15 protein-coding genes and 1 riboswitch are annotated in these 16856 nt (G+C 69.9%); of the genes, 7 read left to right on the top strand and 8 right to left on the bottom strand.

The window, feature by feature from the left end:
- Window positions 1-250: 250 nt before the first annotated feature.
- Window positions 251-1063 carry a hypothetical protein gene (locus IE107_RS22805; protein WP_189545765.1) on the top strand — a complete coding sequence of 271 codons (813 nt, stop codon included), beginning with the start codon at window positions 251-253 and terminating at the stop codon, window positions 1061-1063.
- Window positions 1064-1189: 126 nt separating this feature from the next.
- Entirely contained in the window at window positions 1190-2431 is a 1242-nt protein-coding gene (locus tag IE107_RS22800; RefSeq protein ID WP_189545763.1) for an esterase/lipase family protein, read from the top strand.
- A gap of 223 nt (window positions 2432-2654) precedes the next feature.
- Here IE107_RS22800 and groL read toward each other — a convergent pair whose 3' ends face one another.
- The 4 genes from groL to thrC form a co-directional block, all read right to left on the bottom strand.
- Window positions 2655-4277, bottom strand: a complete 1623-nt coding sequence (groL, locus tag IE107_RS22795; RefSeq protein WP_072487928.1) for a chaperonin GroEL — start codon at window positions 4275-4277, stop codon at window positions 2655-2657.
- Window positions 4278-4607: 330 nt separating this feature from the next.
- Window positions 4608-4814, bottom strand: a complete 207-nt coding sequence (locus IE107_RS22790) for a cold-shock protein (protein WP_003967346.1) — start codon at window positions 4812-4814, stop codon at window positions 4608-4610.
- A gap of 422 nt (window positions 4815-5236) precedes the next feature.
- A complete protein-coding gene (locus tag IE107_RS22785; RefSeq protein WP_072487929.1) occupies window positions 5237-5515 on the bottom strand; it encodes a MoaD/ThiS family protein in 279 nt (92 codons plus the stop codon).
- A 30-nt stretch (window positions 5516-5545) separates the two neighbouring features.
- Complete coding sequence (thrC, locus tag IE107_RS22780) at window positions 5546-6856, bottom strand: threonine synthase (RefSeq protein ID WP_189545761.1); 1311 nt, start codon at window positions 6854-6856, stop codon at window positions 5546-5548.
- Between the two features lie 17 nt (window positions 6857-6873).
- A riboswitch (SAM riboswitch) is annotated at window positions 6874-7000 on the bottom strand.
- A gap of 154 nt (window positions 7001-7154) precedes the next feature.
- Between thrC and IE107_RS22775 the strand changes: the two genes are divergently transcribed.
- Entirely contained in the window at window positions 7155-8138 is a 984-nt protein-coding gene (locus IE107_RS22775; RefSeq protein WP_189545759.1) for a glucosyl-3-phosphoglycerate synthase, read from the top strand.
- 54 nt (window positions 8139-8192) lie between these two features.
- Entirely contained in the window at window positions 8193-9599 is a 1407-nt protein-coding gene (locus IE107_RS22770; protein WP_189545757.1) for an alpha,alpha-trehalose-phosphate synthase (UDP-forming), read from the top strand.
- A 157-nt stretch (window positions 9600-9756) separates the two neighbouring features.
- Here the strand turns inward: IE107_RS22770 and IE107_RS22765 are convergent, their stop codons facing one another.
- Window positions 9757-10350: a L,D-transpeptidase family protein gene (locus IE107_RS22765; RefSeq protein WP_189545755.1), complete on the bottom strand. Its 594-nt coding sequence runs from the start codon at window positions 10348-10350 to the stop codon at window positions 9757-9759.
- A 261-nt stretch (window positions 10351-10611) separates the two neighbouring features.
- Here IE107_RS22765 and IE107_RS22760 point away from each other — a divergent pair, with 261 nt between their 5' ends.
- Entirely contained in the window at window positions 10612-11649 is a 1038-nt protein-coding gene (locus IE107_RS22760) for an ArsR/SmtB family transcription factor (RefSeq protein ID WP_189545753.1), read from the top strand.
- Between the two features lie 82 nt (window positions 11650-11731).
- Here the strand turns inward: IE107_RS22760 and otsB are convergent, their stop codons facing one another.
- The 3 genes from otsB to IE107_RS22745 all read right to left on the bottom strand — a co-directional run bounded on the left by otsB (window position 11732) and on the right by IE107_RS22745 (window position 14233).
- Window positions 11732-12589: a trehalose-phosphatase gene (gene otsB / locus IE107_RS22755; protein WP_189545751.1), complete on the bottom strand. Its 858-nt coding sequence runs from the start codon at window positions 12587-12589 to the stop codon at window positions 11732-11734.
- A gap of 69 nt (window positions 12590-12658) precedes the next feature.
- Window positions 12659-12916, bottom strand: coding sequence for a DUF3263 domain-containing protein (locus IE107_RS22750; RefSeq protein WP_189545750.1), 258 nt, complete (start codon window positions 12914-12916; stop codon window positions 12659-12661).
- 51 nt (window positions 12917-12967) lie between these two features.
- Window positions 12968-14233 carry an ABC transporter substrate-binding protein gene (locus IE107_RS22745; RefSeq protein WP_444545019.1) on the bottom strand — a complete coding sequence of 422 codons (1266 nt, stop codon included), beginning with the start codon at window positions 14231-14233 and terminating at the stop codon, window positions 12968-12970.
- Between the two features lie 391 nt (window positions 14234-14624).
- Between IE107_RS22745 and IE107_RS22740 the strand changes: the two genes are divergently transcribed.
- Both IE107_RS22740 and nagA read left to right on the top strand, forming a co-directional pair.
- Window positions 14625-15557: an ROK family protein gene (locus tag IE107_RS22740; RefSeq protein WP_189545748.1), complete on the top strand. Its 933-nt coding sequence runs from the start codon at window positions 14625-14627 to the stop codon at window positions 15555-15557.
- Complete coding sequence (gene nagA / locus IE107_RS22735) at window positions 15557-16711, top strand: N-acetylglucosamine-6-phosphate deacetylase (RefSeq protein WP_189545746.1); 1155 nt, start codon at window positions 15557-15559, stop codon at window positions 16709-16711. Before IE107_RS22740 ends, nagA begins: the two co-directional genes overlap by 1 nt.
- The last annotated feature ends 145 nt before the right edge of the window (window positions 16712-16856 follow it).

The following is a 16856-nucleotide window of genomic DNA, read 5'->3' as shown; positions in this document are numbered from 1 at the left end:
ACCCACCCACCCCGAACGGCGAGTTGACACCTAGTGATCGACTCGCCACGGACGGTGGTCACGCTCTAGCGTGCCGAGTGCGAAGCGACGCTCTGCGACGCAGAACGGCCCCTGCCGGTGCAGGAACACCGAAAACAGGGGCCTGACCACTTCGATCGTTCAGGAGTATCGATCTGATGGCTGACAGCCAGTTTATGCCGCCCCGTGCGCGCCGCACGTATCCCCGCCAGCACCGCCGACCCCGCACCCGATGGCCAATCCGGGTTACGGCAAGCGGTCCGCACCCTCGCAACTCCGCCGCTCCGACCGGGATTTCGCGCACCTTCCACCCCGCGAGGCGCCCATCGCCGCGTACATCGACCGTCTTCCCGAAGGCGCCGACATCTCCGTGAAGACGCTGGCCAAGCACCTCCCGTACGGGCAGTGCGCGCTGCGCACCGCCCTCAACCGGCTCCAGGACGCCGGGCATCTGCGGCGCGGCAGCGAGTGCGTCGCCAACGGCGAGGTCCTGCTCTGGGTGACCCGGACGTTCTTCTCCCGGACCGCGCGGGACGACGAGTGGTGGGCGTCGTTCACCCGGGGCGACGTACCGTTCGAGCAGCCGCAACGCCCCACCCGTTCCCGGGCGTTCGCACTGCTCGCCGCGCTGGGCCGTACCGCACCCACGCTCACGCTGTCGGCGGCGGACTGCGCGGCGCTGGAACCGCAGGTCGGCGAGTGGTTCGAGCGCGGGGCCACCGAGGCGGAGCTGCTGCACGCCCTCACCGACGGGCTCCCCACCCCCGTCCACCACCCGGCCGCCCTCGTCCGCAGGCGCCTCACCGACAAAATGCCACCCGAACGAGTCACTCCGGCGCCACAGCGAACGGTGCTGCGCAGCCTCGAATGCAGCGAATGCCGCTCGCCCGGCAGCGCGGAGGCCCTGATCGGCGGCCGGTGCAGGCCGTGCCGGGGCGAACCGGTCAGCGCGCCCGCCGGGCCCGGCGGAGCCGTTCCGGCGGACGGCGTACGCAGCCGGATGAACGACGTACGAGCCGGTCTTGCGCGACGCTCCGTGAGGTAGGACCGTCCGGTGTCCGAAACCGGCTCCCACCTGGGGGTGGTTTGATCCGCTTCCCACCTCTGGGCGCTGCGTTGCGTGCTCCTCTTGGCGCGCATCGCAATCAACCCGCCCAAAGGGGAACGAACCATGTCCGAACCGTCCCACGAGCAGATCGTTTCCGGGCTCCGTGACAAGCCCGCCATCGCCCTGGCGCCCGGCCCCCGTCTGGACGCCGAGCGGCCCGGGTCGCTCCCGCTGCCGCCCAGCACGGTGTGGGATCTGCCGGGCGGCACCGCCTGGGTCTACTACGGCGAGGGGAACACCGGTCTCGTACGGCCGGTCGTGTTCGCCGACGGTTTCAACACGGGGCCGAGCGAGCTGGAGTTCTCCTGGGAGATCATGGAGTTCGGCGACTACGCGCTCATCAGTCAGTTGCGTCGCCGCGGCTACGACGTCGTTCTTCTCGGCTTCCACGAGCGCAGTGCATCGATTCTGGACAACTCCCGCACCGCGCAGGCCGCGATCGTGCGGGCCATCGCGGAGCAACGGGGTGACGCACCGCTGACCGTCGGCGGGATCAGCATGGGCGGGCTCGTGACCCGGCACGCGCTGGCCAGGATGGAGACCGAGGGTATCGACCACCGGACGGCGCTGTACTTCTCGTACGACAGCCCGCACCGGGGCGCCTGGATCCCCGTCGGCCTCCAGGCGTTCGCGCACTACATCAAGGATCTCGACAGCCGGTTCTCCGACCAGATCAACAGCCCGGCCGCCCGCCAGCTGCTGTGGCGGCACATCGCGAAGTGGGACGACACACCGGACCAGAGCGACGAGCGCGCCGCGTTCCTGGCCGAGATGGCGGCCGTCGGCGAATGGCCGCGCCGGCCCCGGCTGATCGGAGTCGCCAACGGGGTGGACAACGGCATCGGGACCGGTGTGCGGGCGGGCGAACTGGCCCTGGAGGGCAGGGGCCTGTCGATCGTGGGGACCAAGCTCTACGCCCAGGCGCCCGGCCGCGACGAACTCGCCGCGCATCTGCGGGTGGTGACGCTGAAGACCAACGAGGTCCGTACGAACGGGCTCCCGTCGATCGACGGCGCACCCGGGGGCTCGCTGGAAGGCTTCGGCATCCTCGCCGACACCTTCAACGCCCTGAACCCGTTCCTCGGTTTCAAGGCCGACGTGCGGATCCGGTCGCACTGCTTCGTCCCGTCCGTCAGCGCGGTCGATGTCGCCGACCTGGACACGGACGAGGAGTTGTACACGGACATCTCCTCGCTCCCGGCCGATGCGAGCGCGCTGGACGATTTCCGGCTCGCCTCCCGGAACGAGGGACACGGTCTCGTGACGGAGGAACTCTGCACCTGGCTGCTCGACCGCCTGCCGTAGGACACGTCGGCCGGCTCCCCGTCCCGCCGGGGAGCCGGACCGCCCCGACGAGCCGGGGGTACGGCGTCGTCACGATCCGCTTCCCGGAGACGGCCCTTCACACGCTGAGGCCTTCCCGTGGCGCTCCTCGCCGTGGAACGGCATCGGCCCCCTGGACCAGCTGGTCCAGGGGGCCGATGCGGCAGAGCTGTGAGGCTGTGCAGGAACTACCGATCCGTCAGGATCAGAAGTCCATGTCACCGCCCGGCATGCCGCCCGGAGCGGCCGCGGCGGCCTTCTCCGGCTTGTCGGCGATGACGGCCTCGGTGGTGAGGAAGAGCGCGGCGATGGACGCGGCGTTCTGCAGGGCGGAGCGCGTGACCTTCGCCGGGTCGAGGATGCCCTCGGCGATCATGTCGACGTACTCGCCGGTCGCGGCGTTCAGACCGTGGCCGACGGCCAGGTTGCGCACCTTCTCGACGACGACGCCGCCCTCAAGGCCACCGTTGACGGCGATCTGCTTGAGCGGGGCCTCCAGCGCCAGCTTGACGGCGTTGGCGCCGGTCGCCTCGTCACCCGAGAGCTCCAGCTTCTCGAAGACGGCCGAGGCCTGGAGCAGAGCCACGCCACCACCGGCGACGATGCCCTCCTCGACGGCGGCCTTGGCGTTGCGCACCGCGTCCTCGATGCGGTGCTTGCGCTCCTTGAGCTCGACCTCGGTCGCGGCACCGGCCTTGATGACGGCCACGCCGCCGGCCAGCTTCGCGAGGCGCTCCTGGAGCTTCTCGCGGTCGTAGTCCGAGTCGGAGTTCTCGATCTCGGCGCGGATCTGGTTGACGCGGCCCTGGACCTGGTCGCTGTCACCGGCACCGTCGACGATCGTCGTCTCGTCCTTGGTGATGACGACCTTGCGGGCCCGGCCGAGCAGGTCGAGACCGGCGTTCTCCAGCTTGAGGCCGACCTCCTCGGAGATGACGGTGCCACCGGTGAGGATGGCGATGTCGCCGAGCATGGCCTTGCGGCGGTCACCGAAGCCCGGGGCCTTGACGGCGACGGACTTGAAGGTGCCACGGATCTTGTTGACGACCAGGGTCGACAGGGCCTCGCCCTCGACGTCCTCGGCGATGATCAGCAGCGGCTTGCCGGACTGCATGACCTTCTCCAGCAGCGGAAGGAGGTCCTTCACGTTGCTGACCTTGGAGTTCACGATCAGGATGTACGGGTCGTCGAGGGACGACTCCATGCGCTCCATGTCGGTGGCGAAGTACGCCGAGATGTAGCCCTTGTCGAAGCGCATACCCTCGGTGAGCTCCAGCTCCAGACCGAAGGTCTGGGACTCCTCGACGGTGATGACGCCTTCCTTGCCGACCTTGTCCATGGCCTCGGCGATGAGCTCGCCGATCTGGGTGTCGGCGGCGGAGATGGAGGCCGTCGAAGCGATCTGCTCCTTGGTCTCCACGTCCTTGGCCTGCTCCAGGAGGGCGGCGGAGACGGCCTCGACGGCCTTCTCGATGCCCCGCTTGAGCGCCATCGGGTTGGCACCCGCGGCGACGTTGCGCAGGCCCTCGCGGACGAGAGCCTGGGCGAGAACGGTGGCGGTGGTCGTACCGTCGCCGGCGACGTCGTCCGTCTTCTTGGCGACCTCCTTGACCAGCTCCGCACCGATCTTCTCGTACGGGTCCTCCAGCTCGATCTCCTTGGCGATGGAAACACCATCGTTGGTGATCGTGGGGGCGCCCCACTTCTTCTCAAGGACGACGTTGCGACCCTTGGGGCCAAGGGTGACCTTGACGGCGTCGGCGAGCTGGTTCATGCCGCGCTCGAGACCGCGCCGGGCCTCCTCGTCGAACGCGATGATCTTGGCCATGTGAAGTGGTCCTCCCGGACAGGGGTGGATTTCTCCGGACCGAGTGGCGCCCGCGACGGACGGCCTGCGTGACCGGTGGTTCCTTGCCCCACCGACCTGCGGGCCTCACCGGCCCGGTCCAAGTTCTGTCACTCTCACCTGGAGAGTGCTAACGCCAATGATTAGCACTCGACCCCCGAGAGTGCAAGCGTCCCCCTCGCGATGTGGACACCGCGCCGGGGGCGCACGGGGGGCACGCACGGCACGCACCGAGGGCCCGTACCCCCGGGGTACGGGCCCTCAGCGTGTGAGTGCAGTGCGTGAGTGGTGTCGTTGGCCGACCGCTCGAACTCAGCCGACGGCGAGCTTGACCATGTCTGCCTGCGGCCCCTTCTGGCCCTGCGAGATCTCGAATTCAACTCGCTGACCCTCTTCGAGGGTGCGGTACCCGTCCATCTGGATCGCGCTGTAGTGGACGAAAACATCCGCACCACCGTCGACCGCGATGAAGCCGTACCCCTTCTCCGCGTTGAACCACTTGACGGTGCCCTGAGCCATGCCTAACTCCCCTATTACTGGCCCTTGCGCAGGACCGCACTTCGCGGACCCGGGTCAGAACTCACCCTCCGACAGGAGAGGGTGTGTGCGCCGGAACGCGTCGACCGCGGCTGAATGTATCTGCCCAACTGCCCTCTGCAACAGGTCAATCGGACGAGAATTCTCGGCAGCACCGATCGCCCGGATATGCGGAATTCATATGATTCCTGGGCAAGTCGGGCCGGGCAAAGGCGACTTATGCCTCAAGCAGATCGCGCACATTGGCTGCATCTTGTCGTGGCCGGGCGCATTCTCGTATGCGGACGGCACCGGGCAGCTGGGGGGACTTCCCACACTCTACCGCGCTCAACCATGCAGAATTGCCCCCTCCGCGATTGAAGCGGAAGGGGCAATTCGATAACGCGTTGCGGTCGGACGGGGCGTCAGCAGCCTCCGGCCACGGCCGGGATGATCGAGATGCCTGCGCCGTCCGGCGTGGCCGTCTCCAGACCGCCCTCGAAGCGCACGTCGTCGTCGTTGACGTACACGTTCACGAAGCGGCGCAGCTTGCCCTGGTCGTCCAGGACGCGGGCGGCGATGCCCGGGTGGTTCTGCTCCAGGGACTCGATGACCTGGGAGAGGGTCGAGCCCTCGGCCGGGACCTCGGCCTGGCCGCCCGTGTAGGTGCGGAGGATGGTGGGGATGCGGACCTTGACGCTCATGATGGGTGCCCTTCCTGAAGTCTCGGGTGGTCAGCTGGTGGCGAGGCCGGCGGCGCGGAACGCGTCCAGGCTGGGACGGATCGTCGCGGTCGCCTGAGAGGTGTCGGCCACCGCGTCGAGGGTCTTGAGGCCGTCGCCCGTGTTGAGTACGACGGTGGTCAGCGAGGGGTCGATCAGACCGGCCTCGATGAGCTTCTTCGTCACGCCGACCGTCACACCGCCCGCCGTCTCCGCGAAGATGCCCTCGGTGCGCGCCAGCAGCTTGATCGCGTCGACGACCTGCTCGTCGTTCACGTCCTCCACGGCGCCGCCGGTGCGGCGGGCGATGTCCAGGACGTACGGGCCGTCGGCGGGGTTGCCGATGGCGAGGGACTTGGCGATCGTGTTCGGCTTCTGCGGCCGGACGACGTCGTGGCCGCCCTTGTACGCGACCGAGACCGGCGAGCAGCCCTCGGCCTGGGCGCCGAAGAGCTTGTACGGCTTGTCCTCGACCAGGCCCAGCTTGATCAGCTCCTGGAGGCCCTTGTCGATCTTGGTGAACTGCGAGCCGGAGGCGATCGGGACGACCAGCTGGTCCGGGAGCCGCCAGCCGAGCTGTTCGCAGATCTCGTACGCCAGGGTCTTGGAGCCCTCGCCGTAGTACGGACGCAGGTTGACGTTGACGAAGCCCCAGCCCTCACCGAGCGGGTCGCCGATGAGCTCGGAACAGAAGCGGTTGACGTCGTCGTAGTTGCCCTCGATGCCGACCAGCTCACCGCCGTACACCGCGGCCATGACGACCTTGCCCTGCTCCAGGTCGTGCGGGATGAACACGCAGGAGCGGAAGCCGGCGCGGGCGGCGGCGGCGCCGACGGCACCGGCGAGGTTGCCGGTGGAGGAGCAGGAGAGGGTGGTGAAGCCGAAGGCGCGGGCGGCCTCGGTGGCCTGGGCGACGACGCGGTCCTTGAAGGAGTGCGTGGGGTTGCCGGAGTCGTCCTTGACGAACAGCTTGCCCTGCTCGACGCCGAGCTCACGGGCGAGGTTGTCGGCCTGGACGAGCTTGGTCCAGCCGGGGTTCAGGTTCGGCTTCTCGGCGACGTCGGCGGGGACCGGCAGCAGCGGGGCGTAGCGCCAGATGCTGGCCGGTCCGGCCTCGATGCGCTTCTTCAGCTCCTCGGGGGAACCGCTCGGCAGGTCGTACGCGACTTCGAGCGGCCCGAAACAGGACGCGCAGGCGAAAATGGGACCGAGTTCGAAACGTTCGCCGCACTCGCGGCAGGAAAGGCCCGATGCGGGACCGAGGTCGACGGCTTCGGCGTCGGCGGAAGGATCGGTGCTTACTGCAACGGTCTGCGCAGCCATGGTGGCGAGGCCCTTTCTCCTCATCTTCCTCGCGGCGCGTTTCGCCACGAGACGGAATTGGCACCTTCCTCACCGGACCTCACGGTCGGTGGGGGGGTTGCCGGGACTTCAACGGGCCGTTCCCTCAGTCCCTCTGGATGAGCGCTGTGGCACCGGATCTTCGATCCGGGCATTTGTCGGCGGACGGACCCCGGCATGCGATGGTCGTCCGCGTTGTTCAAGACTGTAACCGAAGCATCGGACTGTTGAGATAGTCGTCCGAACCGCGAGATGGATCACATACAGGGGAGTATCGACCGTGCTGGAAGAGGTCGAATGCTGGCTGGCCAGGCGTTCCTGGTCGGCCGCCGACCGGCCGCTGGACCGCCTCCTGGCCGCCAGGGCCGCGGCCGGGGAGACGGGCCGCGGGAGCGTCAGTGTCGTACTGCCCGCGCTGAACGAGGAGGCGACGGTCGGCGAGATCGTCACGACGATCCGGCGCGAGCTGATGGAGAAGGTCCGGCTGGTCGACGAACTCGTTGTGATCGATTCCGGTTCCACGGACGCCACCTCGAAGGTGGCCCGGGAGGCCGGCGCCCGGGTGGTGCACCGCGACGCGATACTCCCCCGGATACCGGCCGTACCCGGCAAGGGCGAGGTGCTGTGGCGGTCGCTCCTGGTGACCGGCGGCGACATCGTGTGCTTCGTCGACGCCGACCTGAAGGACTTCTCGGCGGACTTCGTCTCCGGCATCGTCGGCCCGCTGCTGACCGACCCGGACGTGCAGTTCGTGAAGGCGATGTACGACCGCCCCTTCGGCACTGGTCCCGATGACCTCGCCTCCGGCAGGACCACAGGTCAGGGCGGTCGCGTGACCGAGCTGGTGGCTCGTCCGCTGCTCAATCTGCACTGGCCGCAGCTGGCCGGCTTCGTGCAGCCGCTGGGCGGCGAGTACGCCGTGCGCCGCTCCCTGCTCGAACGGCTGCCCTTCCCCGTCGGTTACGGGGTGGAACTGGGCCTCCTGGTCGACGCGCTGCACACGGTGGGACTGGACGCGCTGGCCCAGGTCGACGTGGGGGTACGCAAGCACCGGCACCAGGACGAGCAGGCGCTCGGCCGGATGGCGGCGGCGATCTACCGGACCGCGCAGCTGCGGCTGTCCCGCGGCCACCTGGTGCGCCCGGCGCTCACCCAGTTCGAGCGCGGCGCGAACGGCTTCGTACCGCGCACCCATGACGTGGACACCGAGGAGCGGCCCCCGATGTGCGAGATCGAGGAGTACGTTTCGCGCCGCGCGGCCTGACGTGGCCTGCCTTCGCACGTTTGGGCGGTTCGTGATCGGGCTAGATTCCGCAACATGGTCTCCGAGCACGAAGTCCGGCCCGCTGTCCGGTCCTCCGCCCAGGTCCTCGTCGCCTCCAACCGCGGCCCGGTGTCGTACACCCTGGAGACGGACGGATCGCTCGACGCGAAGCGGGGCGGCGGCGGTCTCGTCTCCGGGCTGAGCGCCGTCGAGGACAAGCTGTGGGTGTGCGCCGCGCTCGGCGACGGGGACCGGGAGGCGGTCCGGCGCGGGGTCGGTGAGCCGGGCGTACGGATGCTCGACATCGACGCCGGTGTCCACGCCGACGCGTACAACGGCATCGCGAACTCGGTGCTCTGGTTCGTCCACCACATGCTCTACCAGACACCGCTGGAGCCGGTCTTCGACGCGGAGTTCCGGCGGCAGTGGGCGTCGTTCGAGAGCTACAACCGGGCCTTCGCCGAGGCGCTCGCCGAGGAGGCCGGGCAGGGCGCCGCGGTGCTGGTGCAGGACTACCACCTGGCGCTGGTGCCGGGCATGCTCCGCGAGCTCCGCCCCGACCTGCGGATCGGCCATTTCTCGCACACCCCGTGGGCGCCCGTCGACTACTTCCGGCTGCTCCCCGACGACATCGCCGAGCAGTTGCTGCACGGCATCCTGGGCGCGGACCGGGCGGCGTTCCTGACCCGTCGCTGGGCGGACGCGTTCATCGGCTGCTGCACCCGGATCCTGGGCGGCACCGGGCGGACCAGGATCGGGGTGCACGGACTCGGCGCGGACGCCGGCTTCCTGCGCCGCCGGGCGCACGAGGCGGACGTGGACGAGCGGATGGCGGCGCTGCGCGAGCAGACCGGTCCCGGCCGGAGAACGATCGTACGGGTGGACCGGACGGAACTGTCCAAGAACATCGTGCGCGGGCTGTTCGCGTACCGGGAGCTCCTGGACGAGCGGCCCGAATGGCGCGAGCGCGTCGTCCATGTCGCCTTCGCCTACCCCTCCCGGCAGGACCTCGCGGTGTACCGGGACTACACGGCCGAGGTGCGGCGGGTCGCCGACGAGATCAATGCCGTGCACGGCACGGAGGGCTGGACGCCGGTCGTGCTGCACGTCAAGGACGACTTCGCCCGCTCGCTCGCCGCGTACCGGCTGGCCGACGTGGCGCTCGTCAACCCGATCCGGGACGGCATGAACCTGGTCGCCAAGGAGATCCCGGTCGTCTCCGACCACGGCTGCGCGCTGGTGCTGTCGCGGGAGGCGGGGGCGTACGAGGAGCTGGGCAGCGACGCGGTCGTGGTGAACCCGTACGACGTCTCGGCGACGGCGGCGGCGCTGCACGAGGCGCTGACGATGGCGGACGACGAACGGGCCGAGCGCACCGAGCGCCTGGCCGCGGCGGCGGTCGCGCTGCCGCCGCAGCAGTGGTTCCTGGACCAGTTGGACGCGCTGCGGCGGGAGGCTTGAGGCCGAACCGGACAGGCCGTCGGGAGCACGGCGGGACCACCGTCGGGCGCCACCCTCGCCATGTGGCCGGACGGCCTGCGCCGCCCTTGCGGCATGCCTCGATGAAGTGCCCCGGCCCACCCCCGTGACGGCCGGGGCACTTCACTTCCGATGACGGTCAGTCAACGACGTAGAGCTTCTTGGGCCAGCCCATCCGGTCCAGCCGCGAGAACAGGTCCTTGATGTCCCGCGGGTTCAGCTTGATGCAGCCGTTGGAGAAGTAGTCGTTGGGGTTGCTGTTGGTCCACTTCTCGGATTCGGCCGTTCCCTGCCGTCCGTTCGGCTTCATCTCGCTGTGGATGAACAACTCGGTCCGCTTGGTGCGGCCGTTCTTGCAGACCTTGTCCGAGAGCTTGATCACGAAGCCGTTGATGATGCCGTCGAAGTTCTTGCGGTGCCACTGAATGGCGTACGGGTGCCGGGCGTCGGCATTGGGCAGCCATCCCCTGCCGACCGTGCACTCGTTCGTGACCTGCCCGGAACCGGCCTTCCACTGCTTGATCACCTTGTCGCGTCCCGGCACCCGCTTCACCAGCTCCAGACGGGAGTTGGTGACGGTTCCCTTGTTGAAACGCAGGTAGTGGGCGTCGGTGACAGCGGCCGACGCGGTTGTCTCCTCCCGCGCCTGCGCCGACGGTGTGAGCGTCGCGCTCAGTCCTGCGGCCAGGACAGTGGCGAGAGCGAACGGTACGACGCGGGTTTTCAGTTCCACTGGGACCTCCGTATGGGTGGCTGATCGAAGAAGCCTTCGTCCACCGCGGCTGCTTCGACCGCAATCCTGCTGACGCGCGAAAGTGCCGACCAGTCCTTTCGGTCCTGGCCGAAGCGCCTGTCCGGGACCCCCGCTGCCTGCGCCGGCACGGACGGTGTCCCGAACCCGCCATACCGGCAACCGACTTGAAGGTTTCTTGCCGGCGCCGGGAGAAACGGAAGACTGGGGGGCCGGAGGACGGGGGCGAGCGGAAGGTTCTGCATGCTGCGCATTCACTTCACATCGGAAGACCTCGCCAGGACGAGAGTCCTGACCACCTGGGGTCCCCTCGGGGAGACGCTCCTCAGCCTGACGACCTTGCGGGAGAACAACACCGGAGCGCTGTTCGGGGGGTGGCGCCAATTCGTGTCCCGGGAATCCGAAGCACCCGCTCATCCCGCCTCGGTGCTCTTCTGCGGGGCCGCCCTGGACCTGTTCACCGTCACCGGACCGGCCCAGTCCATGGACGAAGGGCTGGAAGCCCTCCGGGCCGCGCGACCGAAGCACGTGCGGGACGAATTCGCGGGGGCTGCCGCCGCCTTCTCCCGCTACTCCGGGAACACCGCCCCCTGGTCCGGAACACCGTGGGCGGACCTCGCCCACGACCGTGCCACCCGTCAGGAACTGGTGCGCTTTCTCCGCAGCTATCACCGCGTCGCCGTGGCCCCCCACTGGTCACGCATACAGTCACGACTCCAGTCGGAACAGACCAGCCACGCCCGCACCCTCGCATGTTCCGGGGCCGAGGCGATGCTCGCGGAACTGCCGCCGGGCTTCCGCTGGCGCTCTCCCGTACTGGAGATCGGACGCGGCGCGCTGACCGGGGAGGTCTCGCTGGCCGGCCGAGGTCTCACACTGGTGCCTTCCGCCTTCTGTCGCACCCGGCCGATCGCCTACACCAGCGCGGCGGACGACCAGGCACCGGTCGTCCTTTTCGTCCCCGTCATCCGCAGCGTTTCCGACTCCGCCGCCATGCTCACCGAGCCCGGGAGCGGAACCCACCGCGCCCTGGCCGCCCTCCTCGGACGTACCCGCGCACAGGCCCTCGACGCCATCGGCCAGGCCTCCTGCACCACTGGAGAACTCGCCGGACTCCTCTCGGTCTCCCCGGCCACCGCCAGCGAGCACGCCACGGTGTTACGGCAGTCCGGGCTGATCTCCACCACCCGGCACGGCAGTGCCGTCCGGCACACCCTCACCTCCCTGGGTTCCGCCATGCTGAACGGGCGGCCGGATCTCGCAGACGCCGCTCGTCGTTGACGAGGGCGGCGTCCCCCGGTCCGTCCGAACGGGCACCAGGGGCCCTGGGTCCTGTCCTGGACAGCCCTGTCCTGGACAGGACCTACAGGTGCTGCGCCAGGGCCGCCAGGAAGGCGACGACGTCGCCCGGTCCGCCGAGCAGCAGGTCGGCGCGCCCGGCCAGTTCGGGCACCTCCGCGCTGCCGCTGCAGACCAGCAGGCCGGGGATGCCGTCGGGGCCGTCGGCGCGGAGCTTCTCCACCGCGGCGTACGCGGCGAGGTCGCCGAGGTCGTCGCCCGCGTACAGCACGGACCCGGCGTCCGTCTCGCGGAGGTACCGGGCGAGCGCCACGCCCTTGTCCGTGCCGGGCGGGCGCAGCTCCAGGACCAGCCGGCCCGGCTCCACGATCAGTCCGTGCCGGGCGGCGAGGTCGCCGAGGGGGCCGCCCAGCGCCTCGAACGCGGCCTGCGGGTCGGCGGCCCGGCGGGTGTGGACGGCGATCGCCCGGCCCTTCTCCTCGATCCAGGTGCCGTGCCACGAGCCGGACCGGTCCAGCACGCCCGGGAGTTCGGCGCGGACCGCGGCGATGCCGGGGTGCGGGGCGGGGGCGTGGACGGTGCCGGACACGGCGTCCCAGCGTTCGGCGCCGTAGTGGCCGAGGACCACGAGGTGGTCGAGGCCGGACACTCCGGCGAAGCCGCCGTGCCGGACCGCGACGCCGGCCGGACGGCCGGTGATCACGGCGATGGAGGCCACCTTCGGGGCGAGCGCGGCGAGTGCCTCGACGGCGCCGGGGTGGGCGCGGGCCTGTTCCGGGTCCGGGACGATGTCGGCGAGGGTGCCGTCGAAGTCGAGCGCGACGACGGCGCGGTCGGGGCGCGCGAGGATCGCGGCGAGGGCCTCACGGCCGGGTCGGGTGGCGGGAGTCGGGAGCGCGGCTGCTTCGGGGTTGCTGCCCATGAGGGGAGCCTATAGCCGGGGCGGGGCGTCGGGGCGAGTGTGCCGGAGGACTCGGGCCCGGTCCGGCGCTCAGCGGCGTCCGCGTTTCGCGTCCCTCACCCGGCGCAGGCGGTTGACCGTCACCGGGTCCTCCTCCAGGGCGCGGCGGTCGTCCAGCAGGGCGTTCAGGAGCTGGTAGTAGCGCGTGGGCGAGATGCCCAGCTGTTCGCGGATCGCCCGCTCCTTCGCCCCGGGGCCGGACCACGACTGCCGTTCGACGGCGAGCACGGCGCGGTCCCTGTCGGAGAGGCCGTCCGGGTCGTCGGGGCCGTTCGTGGGGGCGGTCATATCAGCCAACATATCGCCCGTCCGGAGGGCCGCCACCCGCCGGACGGGCGCTCAGTCCGCGGCGGCCGCCGCGGCCGAATCGCGCGCGATCTTCCCCAGGACGCTCTCGGGGCTGCCGTTCGGCTCGACCGCCCTGCCGATGTTCTCCTTGATCGACTCGCTGGACCGGGCCCAGGACGTCTTGCCGTACGGGTAGAACTGCGAGTCCGGGAGCGCGGCCAGGAACTTCCGCAGCGGCTTGTACCTGGCGTCGGACTCCATGGCCGCGGAGGCGCTGTCGGTGGCCGGGAGCATGTCGTACTCGTCGGCGAAGTCGATGACGTTCTTGTCGGCGAACAGATAGTCGAAGAATTTACGCAGTTGCACGCGGTGGCCGTGCTGTTCGAAGCCCATGATCCAGTCGGCCACGCCCAGCGAGTTCTTTCCGGGGCCGTCGATTCCGGGCATCGGCACCATGCCGACGGAGACACCCTTGCGTTCGGCCTCCTGCATCAGCGTCGGATGGCCGTTCAGCATCCCGACCCGGCCGTCGGTGAACGCGTCGAACGCCTTTTGGCGGTCGAGCTCTCCGGGGGCGGTGGGGCCGACGAGGCCCTTGTCGACCAGGTTGGTCTTCAGCCAGTCGAAGGTCCTGACGTTCTCGTCCGAGTCGATCTCGTACGAGCCGCTGTCGTCGACGTAGCCGCCGCCCCCGCCGAGCAGCCACATCATCGTCTCGGCCTGCGCCTCCTCGGGGCCGAGCGGCAGCGCGAAGGGGTAGGTCACACCGCGCTGTCCGAGCACCGTCGCGTCGTCGCGTATGTCGTCCCAGGTCCGCGGGGCGTCGAGGCCCGCCTGCGCGAAGTACTTCTTGTTGTAGAAGAGCAGCCGGGTGCTGGCGACGAACGGCAGTCCGTACTGGGTGCGGTCCACGCTGCCCGCGTCGGCGAGGGACGGCAGGAAGTTGGCCTGGGTTCGGATGGACAGCACCTGGTCGGCCCGGTAGAGCTTGCCGGCCTTGGCGTAGTCGGCGTACGAGTCGATCTGGGCGATGTCGGGGGCCTGACCCTTCTTCACCATCGCGGCGACCTCGCGGCCGACGTCCTTCCACGAGTGGAGGCTGACGTCGACCTTGATGCCCGGGTGGGTCGCCTCGAAGCCCTTGACGAGTCCGTCCCAGTACTTCCGGGAGCTGTTGGCCGGGCCGGTGCCGTAGTCGGCGGCGACGAGCCTGAGCGTGACGTCCCCCGAACCGCCGTCACCGCCGCAGCCCGACAGCGTCGCCGTCATGCTCAGTGCGGTCACGGCCGCGGTCAGTACCCGGTAGCGCAACTGCACTGTCAGACCGTCCTCTTCCGTCGCGTCGTCCGCGCCGCCACGCAGCCGTGGGGCCGTCGGACGAGGGGCGATCCTGCCCCAGGCCGTCGCCGATGGTCTACACCAAAGCGGTATCGCTTTTGCAACGCAACCGGGCCGCCGCCCGGCACCGAGGCCGAGATCATTGCCCCCGAGCTGCGCCTACCGCCAAGTAGGTTCCGGTGCGGTCGAGTCGGCGGAGTCGAAGGGGTATGACCCGGACCACCCGCGCAACCTCTCGCGCAGCGTGATCCTTTCACCCTGAGGCGTCCCGGGACGACCCGGCTCCTCTTGGCCGGGATTTTGTATGGATCCGCAACAAACCGGGATAGTGGACTAGACCTTTTTGCCCGCTCGGGCGAAACTGTTCCCCGTGAAACACGTCATCGCCCTCGATGTGGGCGGCACCGGAATGAAGGCCGCACTGGTCGGAGCCGACGGCACCCTGCTGCACGAGGCGCGGCGGGCGACCGGCAGGGAACGCGGCGCCGAAGCGGTCGTGGAGTCGATCCTCGGCTTCGCCGCCGATCTGCGGGCGTACGGCGAGGAGCACTTCGGCGAGAGCGCCGTCGCGGCCGGTGTCGCCGTGCCCGGCATCGTCGACGCCGAGAACGGGATCGCGGTCTACGCCTCGAACCTGGGCTGGCGCGACGTACCCATGCGGCAACTGCTCGGCGGGCGGCTCGGCGGCGTCCCCGTCGCGCTCGGCCACGACGTACGCACCGGCGGGCTCGCCGAGGGCCGGATCGGCGCGGGCAGGGGCGCCGACCGCTTCCTCTTCGTACCGCTGGGCACCGGTATCGCCGGGGCCATCGGCATCGCGGGCACGATCGAGGCGGGCGCGCACGGGTACGCGGGCGAGATCGGGCACATCGTGGTCCGGCCGGACGGGCCGGACTGCGGCTGCGGACAGCGCGGCTGCCTGGAGACCCTGGCCTCCGCATCCGCCGTCAGCCGCGCCTGGGCCGCGGCGTCCGGCGACCCCGAGGCGGACGCGGCGGACTGCGCGAAGGCCGTCGAGTCCGGCGACCCGGCAGCCGTGGAGGTCTGGCGGAACGCGGTGGACGCGCTCGCCGCCGGGCTGGTCACCGCGCTGACACTGCTCGACCCGCGCACCCTGATCATCGGTGGCGGTCTCGCCGAGGCCGGGGAAACCTTGTTCACACCACTCCGTGCGGCCGTCGAGGAACGCGTCACGTTCCAGAAGCTGCCCCACATCGTCCCGGCGGCCCTCGGGGACACCGCCGGATGCCTGGGCGCAGGGCTGCTCGCCTGGGATCTTCTCTCCACGGAGGTATCCGCCTGATGGCCGGACGCGCAGACAGCACAGTTCTCGCAGATGCCCGGGTGGTGCTTCCCACCGGGACCGTCGAGAACGGCCGGGTGATCGTCGAAGGCACCCGGATCGCGGGCAGCGCGGCCGAGGACGCCCCGGTCCTCGACCTGAGCGGCCACTGGGTGGTGCCCGGCTTCGTCGACATGCACAACCACGGCGGTGGCGGCGCGTCCTTCACCTCCGGCACCGTGGACGAGGTCCTCACCGGCATCCGCACCCACCGCGAGCACGGCACCACCACGCTGGTCGCCTCCACGGTCACCGGCGAGATGGACTTCCTCGCCCACCGGGCCGGTGTCCTGTCCGAGCTGGTGGAGCAGGGCGACCTGGCCGGCATCCACTTCGAGGGCCCGTTCATCTCGCCGTGCCGCAAGGGCGCGCACAGTGAGGACCTGCTGCGCCACCCGGACCCGGCCGAGGTCCGCAAGCTGATGGACGCGGCGCGCGGCACCGCGAAGATGTTCACGCTCGCCACCGAACTGCCGGGCGGCATCGACTCGGTGCGGCTGCTCGCCGAGCACGGCGTCATCGCCGCGATCGGGCACACCGACGCCACGTACGAGCAGACCGTCGAGGCGATCGACGCGGGCGCCACCGTCGCCACGCACCTCTTCAACGCGATGCCGCCGCTCGCCCACCGCGAGCCCGGTCCGATCGCCGCGCTGCTGGAGGACGAGCGGATCACCGTCGAGCTGATCGACGACGGCACGCATCTGCACCCCGCGGCGCTGGAGCTGGCCTACCACCACGCGGGCGCCCACCGCGTCGCGCTGATCACCGACGCCATGGACGCGGCCGGTTTCGGCGACGGCCTGTACCAGCTCGGCCCGCTCGCGGTCGAGGTCAAGGACGGCGTGGCGCGGCTGGTCGAGGGGAACTCCATCGCGGGCTCCACCCTCACCCTGGACACCGCCTTCCACCGGGCCGTGACCATCGACCGGATCCCGGTCGGCGACGTCGTGCAGTCCATCTCCGCCAACCCGGCCCGGCTGCTCGGCGTGTACGACCGGGTGGGCTCGCTGGAACCGGGCAAGGACGCGGACCTGGTGGTCCTGGACGAGGACTTCGCGCTCAAGGGCGTCATGCGCAAGGGCGAATGGATCAAAGAGCCCCGAATCGGCTGAACCACCCCATTATTGACGGTGAGTCGAATTACGTAACGAAGAGACGGCGGTTGGCCCACAGGTCTGGGCCGACCGCCGCCTCTTTGGCATGATCGCCTGGGAAACAGCCAGAGAAAGCGCATTCCGTCCACGGTTTCGCGCTTCG

The sequence above is a fragment of the Streptomyces gelaticus genome (genome assembly GCF_014649535.1).
Taxonomy (GTDB): Bacteria; Actinomycetota; Actinomycetes; order Streptomycetales; family Streptomycetaceae; genus Streptomyces; species Streptomyces gelaticus.
Note: the sequence above shows the minus strand (reverse complement) of the source record. Positions and strands in the feature narration are given on the sequence as shown.

Excerpts from the sequence above, each read along its gene's own strand:
- IE107_RS22770 (WP_189545757.1), top strand. The coding sequence starts at position 8,193 with ATGGTCTCCGAGCACGAAGTCCGGCCCGCTGTCCGGTCCTCCGCCCAG.
- groL (WP_072487928.1), bottom strand. The coding sequence starts at position 4,277 with ATGGCCAAGATCATCGCGTTCGACGAGGAGGCCCGGCGCGGTCTCGAG.
- IE107_RS22750 (WP_189545750.1), bottom strand. The coding sequence starts at position 12,916 with ATGACCGCCCCCACGAACGGCCCCGACGACCCGGACGGCCTCTCCGAC.
- IE107_RS22785 (WP_072487929.1), bottom strand. The coding sequence starts at position 5,515 with ATGAGCGTCAAGGTCCGCATCCCCACCATCCTCCGCACCTACACGGGC.
- IE107_RS22760 (WP_189545753.1), top strand. The coding sequence starts at position 10,612 with ATGCTGCGCATTCACTTCACATCGGAAGACCTCGCCAGGACGAGAGTC.
- IE107_RS22800 (WP_189545763.1), top strand. The coding sequence starts at position 1,190 with ATGTCCGAACCGTCCCACGAGCAGATCGTTTCCGGGCTCCGTGACAAG.
- nagA (WP_189545746.1), top strand. The coding sequence starts at position 15,557 with ATGGCCGGACGCGCAGACAGCACAGTTCTCGCAGATGCCCGGGTGGTG.
- IE107_RS22805 (WP_189545765.1), top strand. The coding sequence starts at position 251 with ATGGCCAATCCGGGTTACGGCAAGCGGTCCGCACCCTCGCAACTCCGC.
- thrC (WP_189545761.1), bottom strand. The coding sequence starts at position 6,856 with ATGGCTGCGCAGACCGTTGCAGTAAGCACCGATCCTTCCGCCGACGCC.
- otsB (WP_189545751.1), bottom strand. The coding sequence starts at position 12,589 with ATGGGCAGCAACCCCGAAGCAGCCGCGCTCCCGACTCCCGCCACCCGA.
- IE107_RS22790 (WP_003967346.1), bottom strand. The coding sequence starts at position 4,814 with ATGGCTCAGGGCACCGTCAAGTGGTTCAACGCGGAGAAGGGGTACGGC.